We start from the raw sequence: 26,137 nt of genomic DNA on the forward strand, positions 1-26,137 counted from the left end.
TGGTTCATCAGATGCTACAGTATTGGTGATCTCTTATATAGGTTATGTAACCAAAGAGATTCCGCTTTCGGGTGTGAATGACCTGGGTGTAATAGAACTGAAATCAAGCGCGAATGCCATGAGCGAAGTAGTGGTAACCGGCGACGTAGCTGTAGACAGAAAAACACCTATCGCGGTTACAACAATCAGCCAGCAATTTATTGAAGAAAAAGTTGGAAACCAGGATATCCCGCAGCTTTTAAGCGGCTCCCCAGGTGTTATGTCAACCCAGGGCGACGGTGGTTATGGTGATTCACGTATCAATATCCGCGGTTTTTACAGCGGTTCCAAAAAAGGGAACGTGGCATTAACTATTAATGGTATCCCGGTTAATGATATGGAAAACGGGTCAATTTTCTGGTCAAACTGGTCAGGTCTTACCGATGTTACAACTTCCATACAGGTACAACGCGGCTTGGGCGTATCTAAAGTTATCGTGCCTTCATTTGGTGGTACTATTAATATTACTACCCGCAGTACCGATACCCAAAAAGGCGGTTATATCTCACAAGCCATTGGTAGCGATGGTTATGAAAAAACAGCCGTGCTGGTATCAACCGGCCTAAACGAAAATGGCTGGGCTGCAACCTTTCAAGGCAGCAGAACTAAAGGTAATGGCTTTGCCGACGGACTTAATTTTTTAGGATACAATTACTTCTTTAATCTTTCAAAAGTAATATCTCCAAGCCAAACATTGTCATTTTCTGTAATGGGCGCAACACAAACCCACGGACAAAGACCTGATGAACTTATTTCAGACTGGCAAAACGCCCCACAGGGCACCCGTTGGAATTATGAACTGGGGGTTAAGGATGGCAAGCAGATAAACCCGTATAACAACACTTTCAGTAAGCCGGTATTTTCATTAAACCACGATTGGACAATTAATGATAAATCAAGCCTTTCAACAGTTTTATACGCCACTTATGGTACAGGCGGTGGCGGCGGCATAGGCGGAGACGTTGTTGCTCCACGGGTTAGTAATTATTACTCACCGTTTGATTATACAGCGGCCGAAAAAATGAATGCCACCAATCCTGATGGTTCTGCAAGCACCTACTTTTATTCGTCACATAATGACCATGCATGGTATGGCGCCAGAAGTACATACAGAACCGAATTAGGGAAATATATCAATCTTTCTGCAGGCCTTGACGTTAGGTACTATAAAGGTACCCACTATGAAACGGTTACTGATTTGTTAGGTGCCGACTATGTTTATGACCCATATACAGCTACCGAGGTAGTAGGAAGCAGATCAGGTGATATCAATAATCCTGAACATCGTGCGGTAGTTGGTGATAAGATAGACTATTATAATAAGGATTATGTTCAATCGGGCGGAGCATTTGCCCAGGCAGAATATGTAAAGAATAACTTTTCGGCATTTGTAACTGTCAACGGATCAGGTACTGGCGATCAAAGAAACGACTATTATAATTACCTGAACAGCGATCCAAATCAATCAAGCAGGTACGTTTACTTCTTTAACTACCAGGCTAAGGGTGGTGCAAATTATAATATTAATGATGAGATGAACGTATTTGCTAATATAGGTTACATCACTAAGCCGCCTTATTTTGATAACGTATTTCAGAAATTCACCAATAATATCAACCCCAGTTCAGTATCTGAAAAATTATTAAGCTATGAGTTAGGCTACGGTTTTAAGGTGTCAAACTTCAGCGCTAAATTAAACCTTTACAGATCATCATACATGGATGAGTCTTTTGCTACTTCGTACCTTGACCAGGCTTCTAACCAGCTTTATACGGTGAATGTTGCCGGGGTAAATGAAATGCACCAGGGAGCAGAACTTGAATTAAAATTAAGACCTATTAAGGACGTAACTTTAAGTGGCATGTTCTCCTACGGCGACTGGTACTACAGTTCAGACGCAGGCCCTTCATCGGTATATAATGCGCAGCAACAACTGGTTAAAACAGTTAGTAAAGTATACCTGAAAGACATTAAAATTGGTGATGCCGCGCAAACTACCGCCGCGTTTGGTCTTGATGTAAATGTTTTGCCTGATTTAAAACTGGGCACCAACTATTACTATTACGGCAATTACTATTCTGATTTTAATTTCGCCAATGCAGGCAGTGCCGGCTTAAGCCCATATAAATTGCCAAATTATTCTGTTTGGAACGTTAATGGTGTGTTCAGATTTAAGATCGCTGGTCTTGACGCGTCACTTATTGGCAATGTTAATAATTTACTGAATACCAAATACATAGCAGATTCTTATGACGGCAACCTGTCCGGAGATGCTTCTAAAGCTTTGGTTTATTATGGCTTAGGCAGAACCTTTACGACGAGCATAAAAATTAAATTTTAATCAAATATTTTATTAATTAAAATGAAAAAGATATATTATTTATTAGCCTTTTTTGCACTGGCTTTTACGGCCTGCCAAAAGCAGCCCATAGTACCAAACCCTAATTTAGCACATACTCCGTCATTAACGCTTACATTAGCTCAGGCAGATTATCAAATGCTGGATACATCAACTTACGCGTATAAATCAAGCGCCTTCCTGTCAGATGCTGATGCAAAATTGAACATTCCGCTAATTTTAGCTGCCAAATATCCGCGATTGGATGATAAATCAGCAGCAGCAGTAACTTTTGCGGTAGGAACACCTACCATTAAACTGCCTGATAGCGTTTATAAAGATGTAGCTTATACGCTTACCAATGCCGATTATTTGCTGTTACCCGGTAATAAATATACCGATTTTAGCGCGACGCAAATACTTTCATGGTTACCTTACGGGCCTAAAACCAGCGCTCCAGTAGCCAACCAACTGGCAGTATTGACTTTTAATTACTACGCTGGTACAACAACAGTACAAACGTTTTCTTACTTGTATTTAAATGGCGCCTGGCAACAAATATATATGCTTACCCCTGCCCAATACGCGGCAGTTGCCCGTTCAAGCTATAATCAGTTCACTTCGGCTGATGATGCCAGTTTAACTGCGTATTTAAATGCCATATTGAAGGCCGATCTGACGGTTACCGCTACCGCTAAAATAGGGGATATTAGGTATGTGAGCTTTAACTATTATAATAGCAGTAAAGGTACCAATCAAAGAGTTATAGCACTTGCATTTGATGGAACAAACTGGATCACCAAATCAACACCTGAATCATTATCATTCTCCAGGACTGATGGTAAATGGGTGGTTAACAGCGATATAAGCTATACGCTTATTAAGGAAGATTATACTTATATCGGTACAAAAACTACGGCCGGTAGTGATGCTGCAAGAGCAAATGTTGCACAATACCCTGATTTTAATATCAGTGCAGCTACTGATGCTACCTTTTGGAGTGATGCCGATCTTAATGCCGCTTTAATTGCAGTGTTGGTGAATAAGTTTAAAGGCACAGCTACCTTAAATCAAAAGTATATAGTTACTTATACCGTTTATAGCTTTGGAGTTACTTCTAATACTTCCAAAACATTTGTTTATGATGGTACTGCTTTCGTAGTTCCTAAATAATAAAAACTTACAGTTAATACAAGGGTATGGTTTAAACATGCCCTTGTATTATTCTACCCTAAATCTATCCTGATTAAGCTTTTTGCACAGTGTATATGCTGTTGCTATGCTTTGTTATTCACTTTATTTTAAAAAAATTACCATGAAAATTCAAAACCTATTGCTTGGTATTGGCTTAATTTTAACCATTGCCGGCTGTTCAAAAAAGGATGCTAATGTGCCTCCGGTTACCCCTCCTGCCGATACGGTAGCTAAACCTCCTGCGCCTACTCCTTATAGCATTACTGAAGATTTTGAGCAGGGAACAAAAACGGCTTACGCGGCAGCCGATGTAATCTTAAGCACTGGCAGCTGGAATTTTAATGACGCGGTAATAGGGAACCTTGCTGCCGATTTAAAAGATGGCCTTAAGTCGGTACGTTTACGTGCCGGCGATATTGCCATGAACTTTGATATTAACGGCCTTACCACCTTGTATATTAAACATGGTAAGTATGTTGGTGCCGATAAGCCATCGGCCTGGCAGTTATTAATATCTGCAGATGGAGGTAAAACCTATACCCAGGTAGGCAGCGATATTAACGAAACCAACACCACCCTTGTTACCGACTCTTTTAAAGTAAGTACTACGGGCAAGGTTCGTTTTGAGATTAAAAAAGTAGGTACCACTACCGATCGTATAAATATTGATGATATTACCTTTAAAGGGAAAGGCGATCCCGGCATTGTTGTAGGTACGCCTGATGACGGCGGCGGCGATGGTGACAATGGCGGTTCTACCGGATCCGATTCGGCACCAAGAGATGTAACTGCCGGTGCGGATGCTCCACCTGCCAGCGGCGATAACAGTAATTTATTGTTTGGCAATCCATCAAACGCGCAAAGTACCACAACATCCATGGATAATTATTTGGTTGATCAAAAATATTATACCGAATCATACAACGCCACCAAAGGCGAGCCCAACTGGGTGAGCTGGCATTTGGATGCTACTAATACCACTAATGCATCACCACGCCTGGATGATTTTGCAGGCTGGTCTGCCTTGCCTGCAAACTGGTATATGGTTGTTACCTCGAATTATACAAACAGTGGGTTCGACAGGGGGCATAATTGTCCTTCGGCCGATCGTACAAGTTCTGCAGGTGCCAACGCGGCTACATTTTTAATGACCAATATAATACCACAGGCTCCTTACAATAATGAACATACCTGGGCAAATCTGGAAAATTATTTGAGAGAGCAGGTGGTAGAGGGGAATGAAGTATACATTATTATGGGTAGTTATGGCACAGGCGGTACCGGTTCAAAAGGGGCAGCCAATACCATCAATAATGGTCATATTAATGTTCCGAGCAATGTTTGGAAAGTTGTGGTTATTATACCCGCCGGCAATGGCGATATTAATAGGGTAACAGCCAGTACACGGGTTATTGCAGTTAATACACCTAATATTAATACCACTGACAGCGACTGGACAAAATATATTGTAACCGTAAAGGATATTGAAACGGCTACCGGTTATACCTTGTTATCAAGCCTTCCTGCCAATGTCAGGACGGCTTTAGAAACAAAATTAGATGCCGGAATACCTGGCGCCTGATAGTTAATCTTATAAAAAAGTTAAAGCCGGTTCTTGCATAAGAACCGGCTTTACTTGTATATGCGGCACAAGTTTCTGTTTAATTACTTACTATATTGTTCGTCTGTTACCTGTTCCATCCAGTCAACCGGCGAACCGTTTAGCTTTTCCTGAATGGCTATATGGCTCACGGCTGTGGTAGCAGTAGCCCCGTGCCAATGCTTTTCACCTGGTGCGAAATATACTACATCTCCCTGATGAATTTCTTCCCGTGCATCCCCTTCGCGTTGTACCCAGCCCGAGCCTGCTGTGATAATTAAAGTTTGGCCCAACGGATGTGTATGCCAGGCCGTACGGGCCCCGGGTTCAAAGGTTACCAATGCCATCGAGACACGGGCCGGTTCTGGTGGGTTAATAAGCGGATCAATTCGTACTGATCCGGTAAAATATTCTGCGGGTCCTTTGCCCGAAGGTTGTGAGCCGCTGCGTTTAATATCCATGTTGATTCTTTTTTAAAACCTTTTACAATTTTAACTTATTGAAGTTTATTATTGGTGAATAAATTTTCTTCCTGAATTGTTTGGTTAGGAACAGGATTCCTGAGCTGATTTATTCCGGGTTTCCTATCCTGCCAACCAAAGCAATCCTCATTTTTTTGACTACAACAACAGTAGATTCGGCTACACCTGCGTCCTTGCTTCTGCGGAACTTTGAACCAACAAAAAACAGAAAGGTGAAAATTATAGTAACAGGTTCGTTAGGACACATCAGCAAACCACTGACACAAGAGTTAGTACAAAAAGGACATGCGGTTACAGTAATCAGCAGCAACCCGGAAAAACAGGCAGCCATTGAAGCATTGGATGCCACCGCTGCCATTGGCTCGGTAGATGATGTTGATTTTTTAGCATCAACATTTATAAATGCTGACGCGGTGTTCTGTATGGTTCCACCAAATTTTGCCGAACCCGACCAGATAGCGTATTATAGCCAGGTCGGTAGCAACTATGCGCAAGCCATCGGGCAATCGGGTATAAAACGCGTGGTTCATCTGAGCAGCTACGGTGCACATTTAGATAAAGGCACGGGGTTCATTGTCGGTTCGCACCGGGTAGAAAACATTTTGAATAAACTGGTAAACGTAGCTATCACGCACTTGCGACCGGGTTACTTTTATTACAATTTGTACCACTTTACAGATATGATAAAAGGGGCTGGTATTATGGGCACCAACTTTGGAGGTGATGACAAGCTGGTATTGGTATCACCAACAGATATTGCCGCCGTCGTCGCGGAAGAGATAGTGTTACAAACAACTGAAAACAAGATAAGATATGTGGCCAGTGACGAGCATACCTGTAATGAGATAGCCTGCGTTTTAGGAAAAGCTATTGGTAAGCCCGATTTAAAATGGTTAACCTTTACCGACAAGCAAACACAAGCCACTATGGAAAAGAACGGCGTATCGGCACCAATTGCCGCCACCCTGGTAGAATTGGGCGCTGCCACACACAACGGTGCATTGCGCCAGGATTATGATCTGCATAAACCTGTTATGGGTAAAGTAAAACTGGCTGATTTTGCCAAAGAATTTGCTGCCGCCTTTAAATAAAAATAAGTACATTGAAATATGGCAACCATCCAACCTCACCGGTTTAAAACGATAAGCGAATTTCACAAGTTTAGGGGATTGCCTAAGCCTGAGCACCCGTTAATAAGCGTGATAAATTTAGAAACAATTGCGCAGGTGCCCGGTCATGAAATAAGCTTAGTAAAGGATTTTTATTCCATTGCCTTGAAAAGGAATTTCAATGTAAGGATGAAATACGGGCAGCATGATTATGATTTTGATGACGGGATCATGTTCTTTATGGCGCCTGGCCAGGTTTTCAGGATTGAGGTTGAGCAGGATACAACATTAAAGCAATCGGGATTGATGTTACTGTTTCATCCCGATTTTTTATGGAATACACCTTTAGCCAAAACCATCAGGCAATACGAGTATTTTGATTATTCGGTAAAGGAAGCCCTGTTTTTGTCGGAGAAGGAAGAATCAATAATTGGAGGTATTATGCAAAACATTCAGCAGGAATATCATTCAAATATCGACAAGTTTAGCCAGAACATCATTATTGCCCAGATTGAGTTATTGCTCACGTACTCTGAAAGGTTTTACCAACGCCAGTTCATCACCCGTAAAATTGCGAATCACCAGATCCTGGACCGGTTGGAAGAGATCCTTGCAGCATATTTTAATAGTGATGCTTTAACCCAAAAAGGATTACCAACCGTTCAATACATCGCCGATGCGTTAAACGTTTCGCCCAATTATTTAAGTGGTTTATTAAAAGTGCTCACAGGGCAAAGCACCCAGCAGCACATCCACGATAAGCTGATAGAAAAGGCAAAAGAAAAATTATCCACCACCGGTTTATCGATAAGTGAAATTGCCTACGAATTAGGTTTCGAACATCCGCAGTCGTTCAGCAAGTTATTCAAGACAAAAACTAAAGTTTCGCCTTTGGCGTTTAGGCAGTCGTTTAATTGATGAAATTAGTAGGAGTTGGCAATAGGAGTATTTGACATTTAGCCCATAGTCAGTGCTATCACCAGAAGCGTCTGGAAGAATATAGGTTTGGCTAAAGCCCATATCTGGTTGCTCCATCCGTCCCATAAATGGGACGGCAAATGAATTAAATATCGTTCAATAAATTCGTTATATTTATCATTGCCGTTGGCTTTAGCCGACGGATTGCAAGTGAAATTTTAGGGCTTTAGCCAAACCTATCGTGTGATCTATCCTTGCGAAAAATCTTATACGATCTGTAATGACCACCCCGTGTAAAGTGTTTGTTTTAATATTTTAAATACTTGACTATCAATCGTTCATCAATATCACAAATGTAAATACCTGATTATCAGTCGTTAATTAATGATGTAAATGCAAACACTTGATTATCAAGCATTCATTAGTGTTCACGGTGTTCATAGGTGCACATATGAACAGTATAAGCTTTTCTGTTAAGCCTAAATACGTTGGGAAGCTAATTATTAAGCCTATTTTCGGTGTTATCACCGCACCATTAAAATTAGCTAATTATTAAAAATTCTTAAAATAGGTAAGTGGGCCGCCTACCCGCTCAAAGCCATGCATTTTGCGGAAATCATCTTGCTGTTCCTGGGTCATTTTTGATAGTTTGCCCTCACTAATTGCTTGAAAACATGCCTCCATCTTACCTGCCGGCTGAAAGATGATCAGCATTTTTGCGTCGCCATCATTTGTTTTGGCAAAAGTATGAGGTACCCCTCTTGGACCAAATACACTGTCGCCGGCCTTTGTATTGAACATTTTGTCTCCAACCTTAAATAAAAATTCACCTTCCAGAATATACCACCATTCATCCTGATCATAATGATAATGTAGTGTCGGGCCACCCTTTTTTACCCGCGTCGACTCAAAAGCGTACATATCGCCATCTGAATCTTTTGTAGATACTTTGGTAAAAAAGGTATCCCCTTCAAATAAAGAAATTGATTTGCCGAAACGGTCATTTCCTGAATCAACTTTAAAGCCCTTATTATCTCTGGTTTTAAATAAACGTTTAGCACTACTGTAAAGTGGAACGGTTAGAAATGTACTTGCTGTTATGAAAATTCTGAGAAATGAGTTACGTTTCATATGTTTAAATTAAAAATTACACGTTATTCGAAAATTGCCCGGTAAGGGCTGCATTGCAAAAGCTCCCTGAAAAAGGAAAGCGCTTATGAAGAAACCTTTTTTATTTCTCTCTTCTTTAAACCAACCGTACCTGGTGTTTTTGTTGGATTATGCACCGTTGGATCATGCGCCACATGTGCCAGTTTTTCGCGCAGCCAATGGGTAAGGGTATGGTGCAACGGAACTAATATAGCAGCAAGAATAACAAGTATTAATAGTTCAATTACGGGTAAATGATTACTTATACGCGCTACGAAGGGATGGATAAGCAATGTAATGAATTCAAAAACCAACAATAGAGAAAGCACGCTCATAAACTCGATCACCTTGCGGTGGGTACGACTTTTGCTTAATAGCAACAGCACCAAAAAGAAAAAAGGAATAAATATTGCTATTGCAATAAGCTGAAGATTAATTATTCTCTCATCGGCTTCCCGGCGTTTATCATCGGCTATTTCTTGCTGGCGGGCAGCTTCATTAAAACTGAGGTTTTGAATCTCCCTCACTTTCTCGGCATTAAACATACTGTCTTTAGCGGCAACTGATGTTTTATAATACATTAATTCAAGATGTTCATTTTTACCCTGGTAAATTTGAGCAAGCAAACTGCTTGCATTGTAAATACCTTCGGGATACAAAGCAACTTTTGCTGCTTCGAGTGCTTTTGACGCATAAAAAAGGCTTGAATCTGAACGTCCGGATTTGACATATAACCGGGCTATGCTATTATAGGTATCGGCAATTGCGCTCTGATCATTATTTTCAACCGCGTAAGGTATACTTAACCGGTAATACTCAAGCGCCATAGGAATATTACCCATTTTATAATTGATATCACCTAAAATTGACAGCGTATTGGGCATCGTCCCTTTATCATTTATGGCATGTTGTATGCCATAAGCCTGCAGTTCAAAATATAACGCCGAATCAATTTTATTTAGTTTTAAATAGCAATTGCCAATGTTCGACAACACAATACTTATCCGCTTTTTATCGTGAAGCGATTCGGCAGCGGCTTTAGCTTTAAAATGGTAGGTTAATGCTTTTTTATTATCTCCCTGATCTGAATAAATGATCCCAATATCATTCAAACTTTTTAATACCCCCAGCTGGTCATTTATTTCTTCTCTTATTTTTAATGAACTGAGTATATAAAATAATGCACGATCATATTTCCCGTTCTTCCACAATACAACACCTACCCTGTTCAGGCAATTACCCTCTCCTTTTTTGTAATTGGTCTTCCTCGCCAAGTCAAGCCCTTGTTGTGCGTATATTAAAGCACTATCTGGTTTGTACGACTGTACCTTTAAGCTCTTCTGCCTCAATAATTCAACAGCAGCGGTGTCACTTGCGGCCGTGTCATGTTGTTTTAGGAAAGATGAACTTTGTTGCCGGGCGCGCACAACTGTAACTATACACACTAAAAAGCATATAGCAATTAACCCATTTATTGAGCTTAGGCGCATATATTATTATAAACACCCCATAACAGGGTAGTAGTTATACGGCGAAAAACACTGGCTTATTCCTCACCCGTTTCTTCACTTGAATCCTGCTCATCAGTTGGTGAATTTTCATTGTCAACTGCCGAAGGGTGGATAATTTGTTGTAATGATGCAAGAACATTGGAATCATCCTGCAGATTGGTTCTTTTGCCCATTGAGGTATTTTTATCAAACGCAGCCATAGTGAGTTAGTGATTAGTTAATGCCTACTTCTTTTAACCGGTTTTTTCGGCTTATTCCCCATGTTAAATGTAAAACATTAAAGCCTAATAACCAAATGTTTAACATTAATTTTGTTAAATTTTTTAATTACAATGATAAAATTTTACCAAAATGTGTTGCTCAAAACCTGAAGTGACTGATGAGTACTTGGGATGTATACTCATCATTGTTTAATTTGGCCAAATGGAAATACAGGATGCAGCTTATTGGATAAAACGCTTAAACTTACTACCTCATCCCGAAGGTGGTTATTATAAAGAGGTTTTCCGCTCAAATCAGGAAGTAGTAAGAAAGTCAGGGGCCGGTTTTAAACAAGCTTGCACATCCATATATTACTTGTTGGAAGCAAATGATTATTCAGGTTTTCACCGGCTGGCTTCTGATGAAATATGGTATTTTCACCAGGGCGAACCATTATACATACACGCCATTGACAGTCAAGGTGGGTATACCCAACACGAACTTTCCAGTACCGGAAACGGTAATTTATCTGTGGTTATCCCTGCAGGTTTATGGTTTGCTGCAGAAATACCAGCCAAAAGCGGCTTTACTTTAGTAAGCTGTGCCGTTGCTCCGGGGTTTGATTTTAATGAATTTGAAATGGCTAAAAAAGATGAATTATCAAAACAGTATCCTTCCTATACTCACCTGTTTAATAAATTATGCCGTGAATAAGTGGTTTTTAATAACACCCTTCTCTACGCTTCAAAATTAGTCAGATCACATTCAAGCGATTTCCTGTCCCAGTTGCCGGTATTTGCGGCAGCCACGTAAGTAGACTGTAAAAACTCCAAAAGAGCGTTTTCAGGATCAGCAGCATTCCTAACGTCCTCGTAACGGAGCATAAACTCGCCCAAATCATTGCTATAAAATGCTTGTTCAGGTTTAACTTTTTGCGCTTTATAAGTTTCGGGGGTTGGATAACAATAAGCATAAAAAATCGGATCGGGAAAACTATCATTACCTCCCCAAAAACCACTACTGCTTACTTCGTGCGAATAAGCTTCCTGCATTACATCCAACGGAATATTTGGAACGCCGCCTTGATGCTTTGGTGCTTCCCTGCCCGAAAAACGGGAAACCGCCAAATCAAATGCGCCCCAAAATAAATGGACAGGGCTGCATTTGCCCCTAAATTTTGCCCGGAACCTTGTAAAAACAGCTTCAATTTTGACCAGCGCCTGCCAATATAAATTTATCTGTTCCTTATCATATTGAAAGTGTACGTCATCTTTTTCAAATGGGATGGCAGCTTCCATTTCGTTAGGTTTTGCATAAATTTCAGCATCGATCTCCATAAATGCCAGCTTTTCAAAAAGTTCTTTATAAAAACTGGCCACAGTGCGCGGAAAAAGATCCATATGCTGCTGCTTACCTGTACTTGATATGATCACTAACTGATGGGAAATAAAATCAAAATCTATTTGAAATATACCTTGTTCATACGGTATGCTCCCGGTTGTTAACCCTCTTGGCGATACATATAAGGTAACATGCCAGGAGTGGTTTAACCATGGCGTTTTTACCAGCCTGATCTTCCCAATTATTTGTGCCCATAATTGAACGGTGGTAAGCGTTTCCTTTAAATCTGGAAATTTTAATTCTGGCCAGGTATTACCCATGATATTTGAGGTTAGTTTGGTGAATATCGTGAGTATTTACAACAATATAATACCACTATAGTTTATAATTTATGGTAAATAAACATCTGCCCAAAACAGGCCCCCTTATTAGTTCACAACCTTTAACCCCGCTGATTTTTTAGAACGTGTTAACCAAACACCACTTGTAACTTTAAGGATAATATGTCAATGTTACGGATATTAAAACGAAAACGTTTTCGTAAATAAATACCTGATGATAAGCTAATTATATAAACGTTATAAATAGATTTGGATTAACCAATAATTAACCAATACCATAAACCTGAACTTATCACAACGGCTGTACAACAGTTTTGTTGGGTATTTTTTATGCCTTATGCAAACCAATTTTTATTACATAAACCTAAACTTTTAATTATGAGAAAGAAAATCTCTTACTGGCTGGCCTTTGCCTGCCTGTTTACCCTGAGCGCATTTTTATGCCAATGCAAAAAATCTAATGTAGCTGGCAAAACAACCGATGCTACCGGGCAAACTGTACCGCGGGCGGTAACTACTTTTGTGCATCCGGGCGTATTAAATACAACGGCTAACCTTGACCTCATCACTTCGCAGGTAAACAGCGGGGATGCCACCCGCACAGCCGCCTACCAAAAAGTGCTTGATTTTATCAGCAACAATGCTTTACCAACCCAATTCTACACTACTGTTTTCGTAGGGTCAAACGGACACACCAGTCCATCTAAAAGCCAGATCAGGAAGGATGCCGAATTGGCGTACGCGCTTGCCCTGCGCTTTGCAAAAACCGCGGATATTACTTATGCAAATCAATGTATAGCCATTTTAAACGGCTGGTCATACACCTTCCAGAATTATGCTCCTATAGATGCTACTGATAACCCTAACCAGCCTGCTTTAGAAGCATCATGGACCACCCCAAGCTTTGTTGCAGCTGCCGAGATCATCAGGTATTATCATCCCAACGGTGTATCAGCCAACTGGTCGACCACTGATATCAACAAGTTTAATGATTATCTGAACAACGTAAAAAACAACTACATTAACAACGTACCTGCCTATAACAATAACTGGAATGTATCTGCAGGTTATGCTAAAATGGCTATCGGCGTTTTCCTGAACAGCGCCAGTGTATTTCAAAGCGGCGAGGATATGATTAATGCCGTAATGCCGCAGGTGATACAAAGCAATGGCACCATGCCCGAACTTTGCGACCGTCAGGATTGTGTACACTATCAATATTCACTAACCGGCTTAACTTATGCCGCCGAAATTGCCGACATGCAGGGTGATGGTTCGCTTTATACAGCACTTTCAAGCCGCATAAGCGCCGGGTATGATTTTGAGCGCAGCGCTTATAATCAAAGCACGGGTTGTAATTACTGCTCCACATCAAGCCCTATATTTCCGGGTGTTGAGGTGGCATACAAACATTACGGAACCGCCAACATGTTATCTTTAAGAAATATGCAGGATCCGCTTGGCGTACCTAATGACAACACATTTTTAGGCTTTACCAGCTATACACACTTTAATGTTGGCGGCAGCACTACCCCTCCTCCGGGTGGCAGCAATCCTCCAATAGGTACAGTAATATCCCTTAAAGGCTTTAATAACGCGTTCGTAAGCGGCGAAAACGGTACCCAGGCCATGACCTGTACCCGCACTACGGCAGGCGATACAGAACATTTTACCGTAATTGATGCCGGCGGGGGCAAAATATCATTACGCAGTAAGGCCAAATTCGTTTCGTCCGAAAACGGTACTATGGCTATTACCTGCAACCGCGCAACAGCCGGCGACTGGGAAAAATTTGACTGGATAACCACCCCCGATGGCAAAGTAACCCTGCGTGGTAATAACGGCAAATTCATCAGCAGCGAGAATGGCACACAGGCCATGACCTGTACCCGCACCACTGCTTCGGGCTGGGAATCTTTTACTGTTGGGCAGTAAACTTTTATTATGTTTTTTTTAAGCAAAAGCCTTTAGCGTAAAGCTAAGGGCTTTTTGTTGCAGCAGCATACTGTTAGCTTTAATACTCTCATTTCATCTGCATTACGGCAGCTATTGTTTCAATCCCTTCCCACAAAAAACTGATCTTTACATTTTCATTTTCGGCATGTTGGTTATTATCATAGTTTACCAATGGTACAGTAATTACTTTGGCACCCAGTTCTTTTTCAAAAATAAATAAGGGCAAGCTGCCGCCGCCGCTGGGTACAAGCACTACAGGATAGTTAACCGTTGATTGTATCGCTTTTATTGCCGATTGTGCTATGGGCAGGTCCATAGGTGTACGCTGTGCATTGTAACCGGCATCATGTGTAATTTTTATTATCTTATCATATCTCGCCCTTTCTTCGTCAGTCGGTTCTTTGTTGGTAACAAAGTACCCCTGCGCTTTTATATGCGCTGTTACTTTCTCAATCTGGCGGTCCATATCATTACCCAGTACCAGGCGCAGGTCAAGCACGGCTTCGGCCTTTGTGGGTATCACATTAGCAGCGTGGGCGCCAACATTACCGCTGGCCATACCATTTATATTTAGGGTTGGCAACATAAAAGCCTCAACCAATGGGCGCGACCCGCCTTCGGGTTCGGCTATGCCCAATTCTTTTTTTAGTTCTGGTTCAATGGACGGCACTTTGCTAAGAGCCTCTTTTTCACTATTGCTAAGGGGCAATACATCATCATAAAAACCTTTAACATTTACATGTCCTTTATCATCTTTCATACCGGCAAGCAGTTGTGCCAGCATCAGGCCAGGGTTAGGGGCCCAATTACCGTAGTTACCACTATGCAAAGGGCGTTTAGGGCCATAAACGGTAAGCCATAAATTCACATCGCCCCTTACACCAAACATGATTGATTTTTTACCGGATGCATGCCGCGGCCCATCGCAAATAATCCACAGGTCAGAATTTAGTCTGCTTTTGTACTTTCTGAATATTTCGGCCAGCCTGGGCGATCCTTTTTCTTCCTCTCCCTCAAAAAAGAACTTAATGTTACAGCCCGGCTTTAGTTTGCTTTTAATAAGCGCGTCATAAGCGTTAATGATGCACATTACGCCCGCTTTATCGTCCGCGCTGGCACGTCCGCTTAACCGCCAATCGGGGTCTATATGATCACCAGGCTTATAATTAATAATATGCCCGCCCTGTTCAACAGGAGCCGTAATAAAAACCGGCTCAAAAGGCTTTAAACCAGGTGCCCATTGCTGTGGATTTACGGGTTGCCCGTCATAATGGGCATAAAAAATAATTGTTTTAGTGGCTCCCGGAACATTAACCTCACCAAAAACAACCGGGTTGCTTTCGGCAGTGCTCCATAATTCGGCTTTAACACCTCGCTTAATCAGCATATCCTTTATGTACGACGCGTTTACGCGAATGTTTACAGAATCATTAGTTTCATCGGGTATGGCAACCAATTTAAGGTATTCTCCGATGATCTCCTGTTCATTGGCTTTGCGGAAATTGGTTATTTTTTGAAGGTTGTTTTGTGCCGACAGCGAATAGGTGCCAAGCAATAAAACGGAAGTGAGTAAGCATGAGGTCAGTTTCATAGATCGCCAGATATGGTTAAAGTGTTACAATATACTTAACCTTTAAGTATGTTGTATTTTTATTTAGACTGAAGTTCCAAACTATTGGCATCATCAAAATGCAAAAAAATTTCGCATTTATTTATGATTGATGCCGGTCTGGATTACATTTATATATTTGTTAAAACCCCTACTACTTATGCTGATGAAAAAATTTGCCCTGCCCTTTCTTACTGCCTGCCTTTTGTTGTGTTCATCAATACGCGCCCAAACCAATGCAAACAGCATCAAGACTATCCTTCAATCACCTTACTTTGAAAAACTGTATGCCAATACCTATTATAGCTTGCTGGACAGGATGGGGAAAGATGGCTTTTTACCCGAATCCTTAACCGGAGCTTATGAAGGCATGTATTGCCGCACTACGGGCGCGCTGGTGTCGCTGTTTTTAGAAACCGGCCGTTTAGAAGAAGCGGAGCTTAACATTCAATGCGTTTTAAATGCAACTACACAATATGATATGGAGCGCATACCGCATGTGGTAGGCATAAAAGATAACAAGTATACCATCATCAGCGATGAGCACCAGATAGACGGACAGGCACATGTACTGATGGCCTGGGCAAGGCTGGCACTTAAACGCGGACACACCAAATTTGAAGATGATACCTGGCCACTGGTAAGGGCCATCATGAAACGCACCTGCGACCGCACTTTTTTTCAGCGTGGACGCTGGTCGGTTGAAACTGGGTTGGTACGCAATATATCCTTTGAACATTCGCGCGAGGGCCGCCGTTGGGATACTTGGGACCTGCTCACCCAAAGCTTTGTTGGTGCGGCATTAAATGATATGGCAACCGTAGCAGCAAGAAGGGGCGAAACCAAACTGGCCGACAGCTGGCATAAAGATCTGGGTATCCTTACCGAAGGCATCCGTAAAAATCTGACCACCGTAAGGGATGCCGATACTACTTACCTTGAAATGCGACTGCCCGACTCTAACGGTGGCGTACCATTCCTGGGTATGGGCTGGGTTACGCTCTCACCCATCGCCGCCGGCTGGGAAGGGCCAAACCATGAGGTGATGCGCAATACCGTAAAAGCCATGCGCCGTACCATGCTCAAAACAACCGACGGCTTAGCCTGGATGCCTACAGACAGTTACCCCGATGGCACAGTATCCAACGAGATCATTGGCAAAGGGCAGGCATGGGAAATGGATTTTGCCCGATCAGAAAAAGATTACAACCGCATCAAACAGATCCTCGATCTTATTAAAATAGTTAACGCGCCCAAACCAGTTTACATGGAAGGCGGCTGGCTGGAAGACAGCGGGCATCACCAGTCTGACAAACTCAGCGACCAGGATCTGGCCGCCATGACCAACGTCGTATGGAAAACCAAGGATGCCGGTAATGGCGAGCAATGCGCCTGGTGGTGTTGGGCCATGGCGCGTTTAAGAAACCAAGTGGGTTTACCTGCAGAACCGAAGCGGATGTAAATTAACCATTATTTTATCTTTTTAGCTTCTGTATTTTGCCCGCCTTCTTTTAACATTACGGCATATACCTTACCCGCGGCATCCTTTACAAATTCCAATTCAACCTGTGCTTCTTTTAATACAAAACTTGTTGGTGTTTTAGGAAAAATGGCGCTTTTTACACGGCCGGGTGGTTGGACATATAGCTGCTTGTCTTCTTTTGATACTGTTAAACTGAATTGGGGCGTAACTTGATATACACCAGTATAGGCTTGCAAAACCGTATCAGCTACCGCGATGGTTTTGATAGAATGATAAAGTCCCTTAAATCCATAAACCTTAGCCACGCTGTTAACTACCTCTTTAATTATTTCATCATGATCTGAATTGATCATCACCACCACACCATTGCCGCCCTCCATACTACCATAATACCAGCTGCGAAAACCCAAAGTTGCCCCGGCATGCTCAAAATATTTGGTACCCTCCATGTCATCAATATAAATACCTAAAGCCGTGCGCTTATCCAGATAAGGCGTTAACCGGAGTTTGGTTGTTGCCTGGTTTAATATTTTAGCCGACCGGCCTTCATAAGCCAGTTGTGTTTCGACGATGTATTTGGCAAGATCAGTAGGATTGGTCCACAAGCCAGCGGCTGCCAGTTCGGAAAAAATACGGTATTTACCGGGTATTGGTTTGTTATTTAAGCCATAACCAGTAGCCAGCAGATCTGGTTTGATGTCTGTGGGCGGCTGTATAAAAGTGCTACTTTTCATTCCCAGCGGGTCAAGCACTGCTTTTTTCATATAATCTGCATAAGCCTGATGGGTTACATCCATCACGATCAATTGCGAAATGATGATCCCCCCGCCTGAATATTCTGATCTTATGCCAGGTGCATACTTTGAACGGATGGCCGGGGTGTTTGCTGGTTTCTGACCGTCAAGTATCTGCACTATAGTAGGCAGGGATTTACCTTGCTGATAACCCGGAAAGCCTGGCATATTTAAACCTGCCGTATGGCTTAATAAGTTAGCCATCGTGATCTTTTTACCTTTACTCAAACTGTCATAAGGAAATTTCCAGCTGGTAAGATAGTTGTTGATATCAGTATACAGATCGAGCTTTTTATCCTGTACCAGTTTAAGCACACCAACCGCGTTCAGTGATTTACTGATGGATGCAGCCTGAAAAAGTGTTTGTGCAGTTACAGGCGTTTTTAAACTGTCGTTAGCAAAGCCATAACCCTTAGCCCAAACAATATGATAATTTTTTATCACTGCTATGCTTAGTCCGGGTATCTTAAAGTAGGCCATGCGCTCCTGTATGGTCCAGGGTGTTTCGCCGTTAATCTGTACGGCACCAATCAGCCCTTTTTCAACTTGCTGAATCTTGTCTTTATCGCTTTGAGCGCAGGCAGTTAACTGTATAAATAGCAGAAATGTAAAAGTCAGTGACAGGCTTAAGGTTTTCATAATTTCAATTTTATATTTTTCTTTATTCGAAAATACAAAATTAAATTTCGAATTATCAAATAAAAACAAAATTAAATAATTATTTCAAAGGGATTTTGACTTATGAAATCACCAGAAACTTCTTTTAATACTGAATTTAAATTCAAAAAAAATACCCGCAGATATAAACCTGCGGGTAAAATCATGAGCATTAAAGCGTAAAATCTATTTCTTTCCAAAAACCTCAGCCAGCTCATTAAGTTTAGCCGCGCTAATGGTTTCACTGCCGTTGGTGATCACTACACGATACCGGAAAGTTACCGACTCTCCTTTTTGAAGGGTCAGGTTCTTTTCTGATTTACCGTTGGTGAAAATTTTCTCTCCAAGTGGGTTGGCTGCAAACAGACCATAGCCGCGGGCATGCCAAAACGTAGGATAGTTAACGTTTTTAGGATGATCAATAATGGCTATACTTACTGAATCGGCTCCCATTTTGGCGTAAACCTTGCACCATACACCGCGGGTACTCCAGGCGTCGTTCCCGGTTTTACCGGCGCTGGTGAGGTAAGTTCCGTTGGCTAACTTATCTGTACCGCCTTTTACCACGGTTACGTTGCCTTTATCATCCGTAAACTTTTGATCTGCCGCATCGGGAATTTGCAATTCATGAGCCAGACGCAGACCCAGCATGCCGTCTTTAGCATCTTTAAAAACAGCGGTCATATCGGCCTTTAAGGTAGTAACACGGTCAATAATACGCTGGTTACCATCACCACTAAATTCAAAGCGGGTGGTTTCTTCCAGGATCACCTCTTTTTGCTGGTTGGTCCAGTTGGCATGATAAGCTAAAACACCTGTTGCTCCGCCTTTTGCTTCCAGGATACGGTCGGTACGGATCCACCCATAGGAGCTTTTTTTGCTGGCCGGGATAGCGTAGGAATTGTTCCAGAAATCGAGCCCGTTCAGGTTTTCAAAATTAAACCAAATACCAATATGGTGCGGATGATCGGTTGGGTCGCCGGCTCTTGGGGCAATCGGAAAACCACGGGTTATCAATGTACCGTTGGCAGCGTGCAGGGGGTATAATACCGGCTTCTCCAGCGTATCAGGGTACAGAAAGCTGGTGAACGGCTTGCCGCCAATAAAAATATCCACCTTGTTTTCCTTTGCGGACTTTACCACTTTTACCGGCTCGTTTTTTTGAGCCAGTGTTACAGAAGATAAAGTAGTCATCGCTATAGCAAAACCTAAAGTTTTAAATCTGATCATATTTTTTTTATCGATAAGGTTGATGAATGGGTGTTTTTATTCCCTCTCCACGGGAGGGGTGCGCCGGATGGTGCAATGGCAGGGAGGGGTTTATACATGCAGTACAAGCTTACCCTGTTTACTAACCCCTACCTCCCCTTCCCCAGGGAAGGAATCGCACTATCCTTGCTTTCTTTTCACTTTTTCATCTAATATTTAAACACTTTACCATTCGCCATTACCTCCTGGGTGCTTTCGTCAAACGTGGCTTTGAAGCCTGTGTGTACGGCGGCATTGGTCATGATATTGGCAATAGAGTGGCTGTACCCTGCCTCAACCGGTGCATTAGGCTGTTTGCGACTGCGTACACATTCCATCCAGTTACGCACGTGGTTTGATGTCAGTTTATCGCCACCGGTATTGGCCGAAGCCACCACTTGTTCGGTATTTTCCAGGCTGAGCTCGGGCAACAGGTTAGCCTGCATCTTCATGGCATCAGCCATTTTTTGTGTCAGGCCGCCCTCGGGCGAAACCTTATTGGTGTTCAGGTTTAGTTCGCCGCCGTTGGAGTAATAGATCTCGGCCGGGTGTTCATCGCCATTATGCATACGTGAACCAAAGGTAACCTGGAAACCTGTAGACGGATCATCAAGCGGACCATAATCAAAGGCGGCTAAAATGGTATCCCAGTTGCGGCGGCCATCTTTCCACTTATAAATACCACCATTGGCCACTACACTGCGCGGATGTTTAAGACCAGAAAACCAATGTACGGTATCAATCTGGTGACTCATCCACTGACCGGCCAAACCTGATGAATATGGCCAGAACAAGCGGTATTCCAAATATTTGCGCGGATCGAAAGCTTCATAAGGGCGGTTCATGATGAAGCGTTTCCAATCGGTATCTTCTTCTTTCAATACATTCAGTAGCTCCGGCCGGCGCCAGCGGCCCGGCTGGTTCACGTTCCAGGTAAGCTCTACCATGGTAATAGGGCCAAACTTGCCCGAACGGATAAAATCATTAGCAGCATGGTAATTAGCCCCGCTTCTGCGTTGCGAACCTATCTGTACAATTTTTCCCGATTCCTTCACCGCTTTCAGGGCGGCGCGGTTATCTTCCATGGTTTCGGCAAAGGGTTTTTCTACATAGGCGTCGCAACCGGCTTTTACCGCTTCAATGGCATGGCGGGCATGTTGAAAATCGGCGGTGCTAATGAAAACGGCATCTACCGATTTGCTGTCATATAGTTCCTCGTTATTGCGATACGCTTTTACATCGTGCTGCATCTTCCCTTTCCAAATGGCAGCGCCTTCTTCCCGGCGTCTGCTCCAGATATCTGATACACCAACCACATCAAAATTGAGTTCCTTGTAGTGGTTCATAAAACTGGGGATGTGTGAGCTTTTGTGCCTGTCTGAAAAGCCTACAACGCCAACCCGCACGCGGTCGTTAGCGCCAATGATGCGTTTATAACTTTGGGCGCTCCAACTGGTTTTGGTAAGCATTACACCGGCACCCGCCAAAGCGGCCTGCCTGATAAAAGTACGGCGAGATTTTTCCATGAAGAATAGGTAATTGGTTAAACGCCGGTTTTTGCAACCGACTTAATCAAATATCGAAGAAATTAGATAAAAAGCGACATTGTTTTTTAAGTGTCTTTGTAACAATAATGTTTCTTAATTGTGTTTTTGACACGAGCATAAGGTTCGAGGTTGGAACTTCGGTAATGAAGCCAAGCCCCATCGGGGCACCGTGTTTATAGCAATTATTGTATAAATTTTGAGCTCCATGGGAGCTTCCTAAAAATGTTATCGCTCCAACAGGAAGCTCCCATGGAGCTCAAAACATGATGTTATTATTCTATAAACACGGTACCCCGAAGGGGTTTCTAACCCCGTCAGTTGTGGAATAGCGCTGAACTCTTTAGACAGTGAGAGCTTCTTTGTTTTATGCTACCTGTAAGTGTTCATATGTACACCTGTGAACGCTCATGAACAGTAATAAACAACTGATAATAAATCATTTAATATTTAACCCGTACTGACAAATCTCTGTCACCACTTTCAATTTATTAGGGCACAAGTAGCTTTTACTCGTTTACCAGCCCGACATACTTGCTGGGGATTCGCATGCGACACGCGTACGCCAGCTTTGGAAAAAATGCAAGTCAGCCTTTATCCAAAAAAGCTACTACGAAGGGCGGGGATGTAGGCATTAACTATCGTCAAACTCACAAGCGGGGCGTATGCAGTAGCGAGGGCCGTTAGGACAACTTAAGATTGATTAAACTGGTTTGTTTTTGTTGAATAATACAGCTATTTCTGATAAAATTCTCCTTAATTGATCAGAAACTTCAAGATTGGATTTAAGCATGTCAACGCTCAACTCTGCATAAACTTTCAGTTTTCTATTTGCAATATATTCGATTACAAATATCTCGTCAGGTCGTCTAAGTTTTAAAACTCCATGTGTGTATACGTTTCTATCGGAGATATATTCGTAAAAAGTGGATGTTATATTTTTCCTCCTATCCCTAGAGTCAAAATTAATTTCTTGCTTGACTAATTTATTACTATTTAGAAAATTACTAAACACATCCCTTAAACTCATAAATTCCATTGCTAGCAACTCTTCTTTGGTAGTCTTTATTTCCGGGATGTTAAGTAATAAATCTCTTAGCTGGCTGTTTATTTTTTCAGCATTGTTGATACAGTGATTTATAAGCCCTTGGAAATTATGATACTCCTCTATTATTTTAGAGGTTAGTGGAATTACCTCTGGAATGCGTGCCTCAAATTTGGTTACTGGTATAGATTTGTAAAAAGTTACAATAGATTTTGATATTTCTATTCCCTGTTCGACAAATGTATAGTTTTCTGTTTTAGATATTTCAAATGCTGCCTGAAAAGGGCCACCTCTTTTAGTAAAAATTTTTTTGGGGCTTAACAAATTCATTAAATGTAAGTTAGATATTTTTTGATTATCTTAAGTACTCAAAGAAGAAAAAAACTAGATTGCTGGCGCACGCGTGTCGCTTCTAGTCCCCCGCAAGTTCAAGCGTCCTTCGCTTGAACTTATACCAATGTAAGCGTCCACGCTTACACAAATAATTATTAAAAAAGGTAAGCGTGGACGCTTACCTCAACAATTATTCAAGCGCAGACGCTTGAATAGGCGATGACGGCGGTTGTACAGTTTGCCAATCGACTCACCCAGCCTACGCTACGCTGGGCTCCCCTCTCTTCACCTGCGGTGGAAAGAGGGGCAGGATAAATAATAGGTTTCCCAGCCCTCTTTCCGCGTAGCGAAGAGAGGGTGGTCGGGCGAAGCAACGACCGGGTGAGTCCAATCATCGGTATTTCCTTAAACCAAAAAAGGCCGCCCCTTCGGGGCAGCCTTTCAACATAAAATAAATTACAGCCTTATTGTTTTGGCGGTGTTACCGGAGGAGGTGTTGTTGACTGTGCATCAGGTGCTTTGCCTATCAGGTCCATAAACTGATCAAGTTTTGGGGTAATGATAATTTGCGTACGCCTGTTTTTTGATTTACCGTCTGGCGTGTTATTGTCGGCAATCGGGTTGTATTCGCCACGACCACCGGCTGTTAAACGTTTGGGTTCAACACCGTAAGTGGTTTGCAGGGATTGCACTACTGATGATGCCCTTAAAGCACTCAAATCCCAGTTGTTACGGATGTTTTTCTGTGTGATGGGCACATTATCAGTGTTACCTTCAATCAGCACATCATAAGTGTTATAATCTTTAATGATCTTGGCAATTTTGCTCAGCGTTGCACCGGCTTTGTCTGATATTTCATAACTACCTGATTTGTACAGCATATTATCGGCAAGCGATATATAAACTACGCCTTTTAATACCTTTACATCAACATCGCTCAGTTCCTGCTGACTTAATGAGCGGGTAAGGTTATTGGTTAACACCATGTTAAGAGAATCACTTTTGGATTTGGCATTCACCAATTGCTGAATGTATTTGTTAGAGCTGTTGATCTCATCAACCAGTTTTGAAATGTTCACACTTCCCTGGTTGGTGGAGTTTAAACATTTATTAAGGGCATCCTGCAAAACCTTTACATTTGCTCTTTCAGATGCTAACTGATCTTCCAGGCTTTTTACCCTGCCGTTTGCCACAGCAAGTTGCTGCTCACTGGTTTGGTATTTTACGCTCAGGTCGCGGGTGCTGTTTTGCAACTGCGTGTAGTTGGCGTTCAGCTCTTTATATTTTTTGGTGCTGACGCAGCTTGGAGCTACCATTGCTATAATAAGCAGCGGTAATATTAACTTGGGGATCTTCATATATTTTACTTTTTATTTAAATTAAATGTATATCAATAAAGGTTAACTCATTATTATCAGTAAAGTTTTGTTTATTAATCTTTTCGGTTTAAACAGGTGGTAATATTTACCTCAAAACCCACCTTAAATAAAATTTCAGGCCATAAACTAAAAGCCCTTAGTTTATCACTAAGAGCTTTTAGTTTGTCGTGTTCGGGTTTTTCATGCACACAAAAAAGCGAACACCGGAGCACTTTTAAGATTCCGTTGGAAAATTAAAATTTATACGTTAAACCTGCGCCAAAAATTTGCTTTACCTGTAAGGCAATTTTCGTACTGCCATCTTCATTTGGTATTCGGGTTTTACCATCATAAATCAATTGCAAGCCCGCATTAACCGTTACAAACTTGTTTACTTTCATAAAAAGGTTGGCGGTATAGTCTGTATAAATATCGCCGGGTTTGTGCAGGTAATCTGAGTATAGTTTCAAAATATTTTCCAGGCTGATGTTCTCTACCAGATTGATCTTGTAATAAGCATCTAACGAAGCACCAAACTGGAACAGGCTTTTATGGTCGGGAGTAACACCAAAGGCGCCCCTGTGCGAAAGCGTGTCATCATTCACCATAATGATACGTGCTGCAGCCGGCGAAATATTGATCCTAAAATTATCAGAGCGCTTATAAGCAAAACCAGGTCCAAAGGTAAGGTATGCCGGAGCCAGGAAATTGGAGATAAATGTTTTGGGTTCTGTAGTATAATCGTAACCTTTAGTAAACTGGGATTGGAAGTTCATATAAAAGGTGTACAGCCAGTATTTTGATGCCTGCCTACCGAGCAAGCTGTTCAAAACTATCTTGTCATCGTTTTTGCGCCAGCCAGCATCCTGCTGTTTACTCAAACCATAGCCCAGGATCACTTTATTGTCCCAGCTCCATTTATCCTTTTTGTAATTAAAATCGTAATTAAAAAGTAAGTTACCGGCAAAGGCATTTACGCCACCTGCCGACCAGTTTGAATAAGAACTTTGATTGATCAGGAAAGTGTTTTCGCCGTGAATGGTCCATCTTTTTGTGGTGTCGGCTTTCGGTGCATCCTGCGCATAGCCCAACAGGCCAACACATGATAATACTAACAGTAGTGTGATTTTTTTCATAAGAGGTAAAATGTTTAGTGATCAAAAAAGCTTCTCTGCCATTCATCCTTACCCCGCAATAACAAACTTATCTTAGTTTATGGCTATCAGTATTTTTTACAAAATACTTTAATATAAGTTATTATTTTATCCGTTTTTGAGCAATATATGTATTCATGCTCTGACAGATGCTTAGCCAAATATCGCATTTTATTATTTATTATTGTTTAACGAAATTAATGTAACCGTTAATTTACACCCGGAGATAAGGCATTAAAAACTAAGAAAATAATATCCTTATTTTTTGAGAGAGAGTAATCCGTTCATCAGTTCCTCATTAAAGTTGCCGATAGTGGTAGTATTAAGCATCAGGTATATCCGGTTCCGGATATCTTTAAACTCATTATGTAAAGGGCATGGATTAACCTCAGAACATTGTTTTAATCCCAGTCCGCATCCGTGAAACAAGCTGTCGCCATCAACAGCCTCCACAATTTCACTCAGCGGGCGGGTGAGTGCCGGGGCATCCATATAAAAGCCGCCATGCGGTCCTTTAAAAGAACTGATAAGCCCCTTGCGGCTCAGGTCCTGCAGTATTTTGGCCAAAAAATGCTCAGGCGAGTCAATACCGGCGGCAATATCCTTTATGCCTACCCTACTACCTGATGCAGTTTTATGGGCTATAAAAAAAACAGCCCGGATAGCATACTCACATGTTTTTGAAAAAATCGCCATAATTTGATAGTACAAAATTAACAAAAAAATTAATAAA

21 protein-coding genes are annotated in these 26,137 nt (G+C 41.9%); 8 read left to right on the forward strand and 13 right to left on the reverse strand.

What is annotated here, in order from left to right:
* The 3 genes from AC1DRQ_RS12470 to AC1DRQ_RS12480 all read left to right on the forward strand — a co-directional run.
* Nucleotides 1-2,380, forward strand: a 2,380-nt coding sequence (locus AC1DRQ_RS12470; RefSeq protein WP_477424781.1) for a TonB-dependent receptor, incomplete at its 5' end; no start/stop codon positions are given.
* 21 nt (nucleotides 2,381-2,401) lie between these two features.
* On the forward strand, nucleotides 2,402-3,550 hold the full coding sequence (locus tag AC1DRQ_RS12475; protein ID WP_477424783.1) for a hypothetical protein: 1,149 nt from the start codon (nucleotides 2,402-2,404) through the stop codon (nucleotides 3,548-3,550).
* 142 nt (nucleotides 3,551-3,692) lie between these two features.
* A complete protein-coding gene (locus AC1DRQ_RS12480) occupies nucleotides 3,693-5,153 on the forward strand; it encodes a DNA/RNA non-specific endonuclease (RefSeq protein WP_477424785.1) in 1,461 nt (486 codons plus the stop codon).
* A gap of 83 nt (nucleotides 5,154-5,236) precedes the next feature.
* Here AC1DRQ_RS12480 and AC1DRQ_RS12485 read toward each other — a convergent pair whose 3' ends face one another.
* A complete protein-coding gene (locus tag AC1DRQ_RS12485) occupies nucleotides 5,237-5,632 on the reverse strand; it encodes a (R)-mandelonitrile lyase (RefSeq protein ID WP_477424786.1) in 396 nt (131 codons plus the stop codon).
* 233 nt (nucleotides 5,633-5,865) lie between these two features.
* Here AC1DRQ_RS12485 and AC1DRQ_RS12490 point away from each other — a divergent pair, with 233 nt between their 5' ends.
* Both AC1DRQ_RS12490 and AC1DRQ_RS12495 read left to right on the forward strand, forming a co-directional pair.
* Complete coding sequence (locus AC1DRQ_RS12490) at nucleotides 5,866-6,744, forward strand: NmrA family NAD(P)-binding protein (RefSeq protein ID WP_477424787.1); 879 nt, start codon at nucleotides 5,866-5,868, stop codon at nucleotides 6,742-6,744.
* A gap of 18 nt (nucleotides 6,745-6,762) precedes the next feature.
* Nucleotides 6,763-7,680 (forward strand): helix-turn-helix domain-containing protein, encoded by a 918-nt coding sequence (locus AC1DRQ_RS12495; protein WP_477424789.1) that lies wholly within the window; start codon nucleotides 6,763-6,765, stop codon nucleotides 7,678-7,680.
* A gap of 552 nt (nucleotides 7,681-8,232) precedes the next feature.
* On the opposite strand, the gene AC1DRQ_RS12500 is transcribed toward AC1DRQ_RS12495, so the two are convergent.
* From AC1DRQ_RS12500 to AC1DRQ_RS12510, 3 genes are all read right to left on the reverse strand, one after another.
* Entirely contained in the window at nucleotides 8,233-8,811 is a 579-nt protein-coding gene (locus AC1DRQ_RS12500) for a cupin domain-containing protein (protein ID WP_429400256.1), read from the reverse strand.
* An 83-nt stretch (nucleotides 8,812-8,894) separates the two neighbouring features.
* Entirely contained in the window at nucleotides 8,895-10,319 is a 1,425-nt protein-coding gene (locus AC1DRQ_RS12505; RefSeq protein ID WP_477424791.1) for a tetratricopeptide repeat protein, read from the reverse strand.
* 56 nt (nucleotides 10,320-10,375) lie between these two features.
* Nucleotides 10,376-10,540, reverse strand: a complete 165-nt coding sequence (locus AC1DRQ_RS12510; protein ID WP_429400258.1) for a hypothetical protein — start codon at nucleotides 10,538-10,540, stop codon at nucleotides 10,376-10,378.
* Between the two features lie 223 nt (nucleotides 10,541-10,763).
* Between AC1DRQ_RS12510 and AC1DRQ_RS12515 the strand changes: the two genes are divergently transcribed.
* The gene (locus AC1DRQ_RS12515; RefSeq protein ID WP_477424794.1) at nucleotides 10,764-11,255 is read left to right on the forward strand and encodes a cupin domain-containing protein; all 492 of its coding nucleotides are present in this window, start codon (nucleotides 10,764-10,766) and stop codon (nucleotides 11,253-11,255) included.
* Nucleotides 11,256-11,278: 23 nt separating this feature from the next.
* Here AC1DRQ_RS12515 and AC1DRQ_RS12520 read toward each other — a convergent pair whose 3' ends face one another.
* On the reverse strand, nucleotides 11,279-12,202 hold the full coding sequence (locus AC1DRQ_RS12520) for a DUF5996 family protein (protein WP_477424796.1): 924 nt from the start codon (nucleotides 12,200-12,202) through the stop codon (nucleotides 11,279-11,281).
* A gap of 399 nt (nucleotides 12,203-12,601) precedes the next feature.
* On the opposite strand from AC1DRQ_RS12520, the gene AC1DRQ_RS12525 reads away from it, so the two are divergent.
* Nucleotides 12,602-14,158, forward strand: coding sequence for an alginate lyase family protein (locus AC1DRQ_RS12525; protein ID WP_477424798.1), 1,557 nt, complete (start codon nucleotides 12,602-12,604; stop codon nucleotides 14,156-14,158).
* Between the two features lie 88 nt (nucleotides 14,159-14,246).
* On the opposite strand, the gene AC1DRQ_RS12530 is transcribed toward AC1DRQ_RS12525, so the two are convergent.
* Nucleotides 14,247-15,770 carry a M20/M25/M40 family metallo-hydrolase gene (locus AC1DRQ_RS12530; RefSeq protein ID WP_477424800.1) on the reverse strand — a complete coding sequence of 508 codons (1,524 nt, stop codon included), beginning with the start codon at nucleotides 15,768-15,770 and terminating at the stop codon, nucleotides 14,247-14,249.
* A gap of 184 nt (nucleotides 15,771-15,954) precedes the next feature.
* On the opposite strand from AC1DRQ_RS12530, the gene AC1DRQ_RS12535 reads away from it, so the two are divergent.
* Nucleotides 15,955-17,250 (forward strand): hypothetical protein, encoded by a 1,296-nt coding sequence (locus AC1DRQ_RS12535; protein ID WP_477424802.1) that lies wholly within the window; start codon nucleotides 15,955-15,957, stop codon nucleotides 17,248-17,250.
* An 8-nt stretch (nucleotides 17,251-17,258) separates the two neighbouring features.
* Here the strand turns inward: AC1DRQ_RS12535 and AC1DRQ_RS12540 are convergent, their stop codons facing one another.
* The 7 genes from AC1DRQ_RS12540 to AC1DRQ_RS12570 form a co-directional block, all read right to left on the reverse strand.
* Nucleotides 17,259-18,704, reverse strand: coding sequence for a serine hydrolase (locus tag AC1DRQ_RS12540; protein ID WP_477424804.1), 1,446 nt, complete (start codon nucleotides 18,702-18,704; stop codon nucleotides 17,259-17,261).
* 204 nt (nucleotides 18,705-18,908) lie between these two features.
* On the reverse strand, nucleotides 18,909-19,952 hold the full coding sequence (locus tag AC1DRQ_RS12545) for a DUF6807 domain-containing protein (RefSeq protein WP_477424806.1): 1,044 nt from the start codon (nucleotides 19,950-19,952) through the stop codon (nucleotides 18,909-18,911).
* Nucleotides 19,953-20,140: 188 nt separating this feature from the next.
* Nucleotides 20,141-21,496 carry a Gfo/Idh/MocA family protein gene (locus AC1DRQ_RS12550; protein WP_477424808.1) on the reverse strand — a complete coding sequence of 452 codons (1,356 nt, stop codon included), beginning with the start codon at nucleotides 21,494-21,496 and terminating at the stop codon, nucleotides 20,141-20,143.
* A gap of 721 nt (nucleotides 21,497-22,217) precedes the next feature.
* Complete coding sequence (locus AC1DRQ_RS12555) at nucleotides 22,218-22,889, reverse strand: hypothetical protein (RefSeq protein ID WP_477424810.1); 672 nt, start codon at nucleotides 22,887-22,889, stop codon at nucleotides 22,218-22,220.
* 467 nt (nucleotides 22,890-23,356) lie between these two features.
* Entirely contained in the window at nucleotides 23,357-24,250 is an 894-nt protein-coding gene (locus tag AC1DRQ_RS12560; RefSeq protein ID WP_477424812.1) for an OmpA/MotB family protein, read from the reverse strand.
* Nucleotides 24,251-24,504: 254 nt separating this feature from the next.
* Complete coding sequence (locus AC1DRQ_RS12565; protein ID WP_429400269.1) at nucleotides 24,505-25,386, reverse strand: DUF3078 domain-containing protein; 882 nt, start codon at nucleotides 25,384-25,386, stop codon at nucleotides 24,505-24,507.
* Nucleotides 25,387-25,662: 276 nt separating this feature from the next.
* The gene (locus tag AC1DRQ_RS12570; protein WP_477424813.1) at nucleotides 25,663-26,100 is read right to left on the reverse strand and encodes an RrF2 family transcriptional regulator; all 438 of its coding nucleotides are present in this window, start codon (nucleotides 26,098-26,100) and stop codon (nucleotides 25,663-25,665) included.
* Nucleotides 26,101-26,137 lie beyond the last annotated feature (37 nt).

This window comes from Mucilaginibacter sp. P4_E8, from assembly GCF_056401495.1.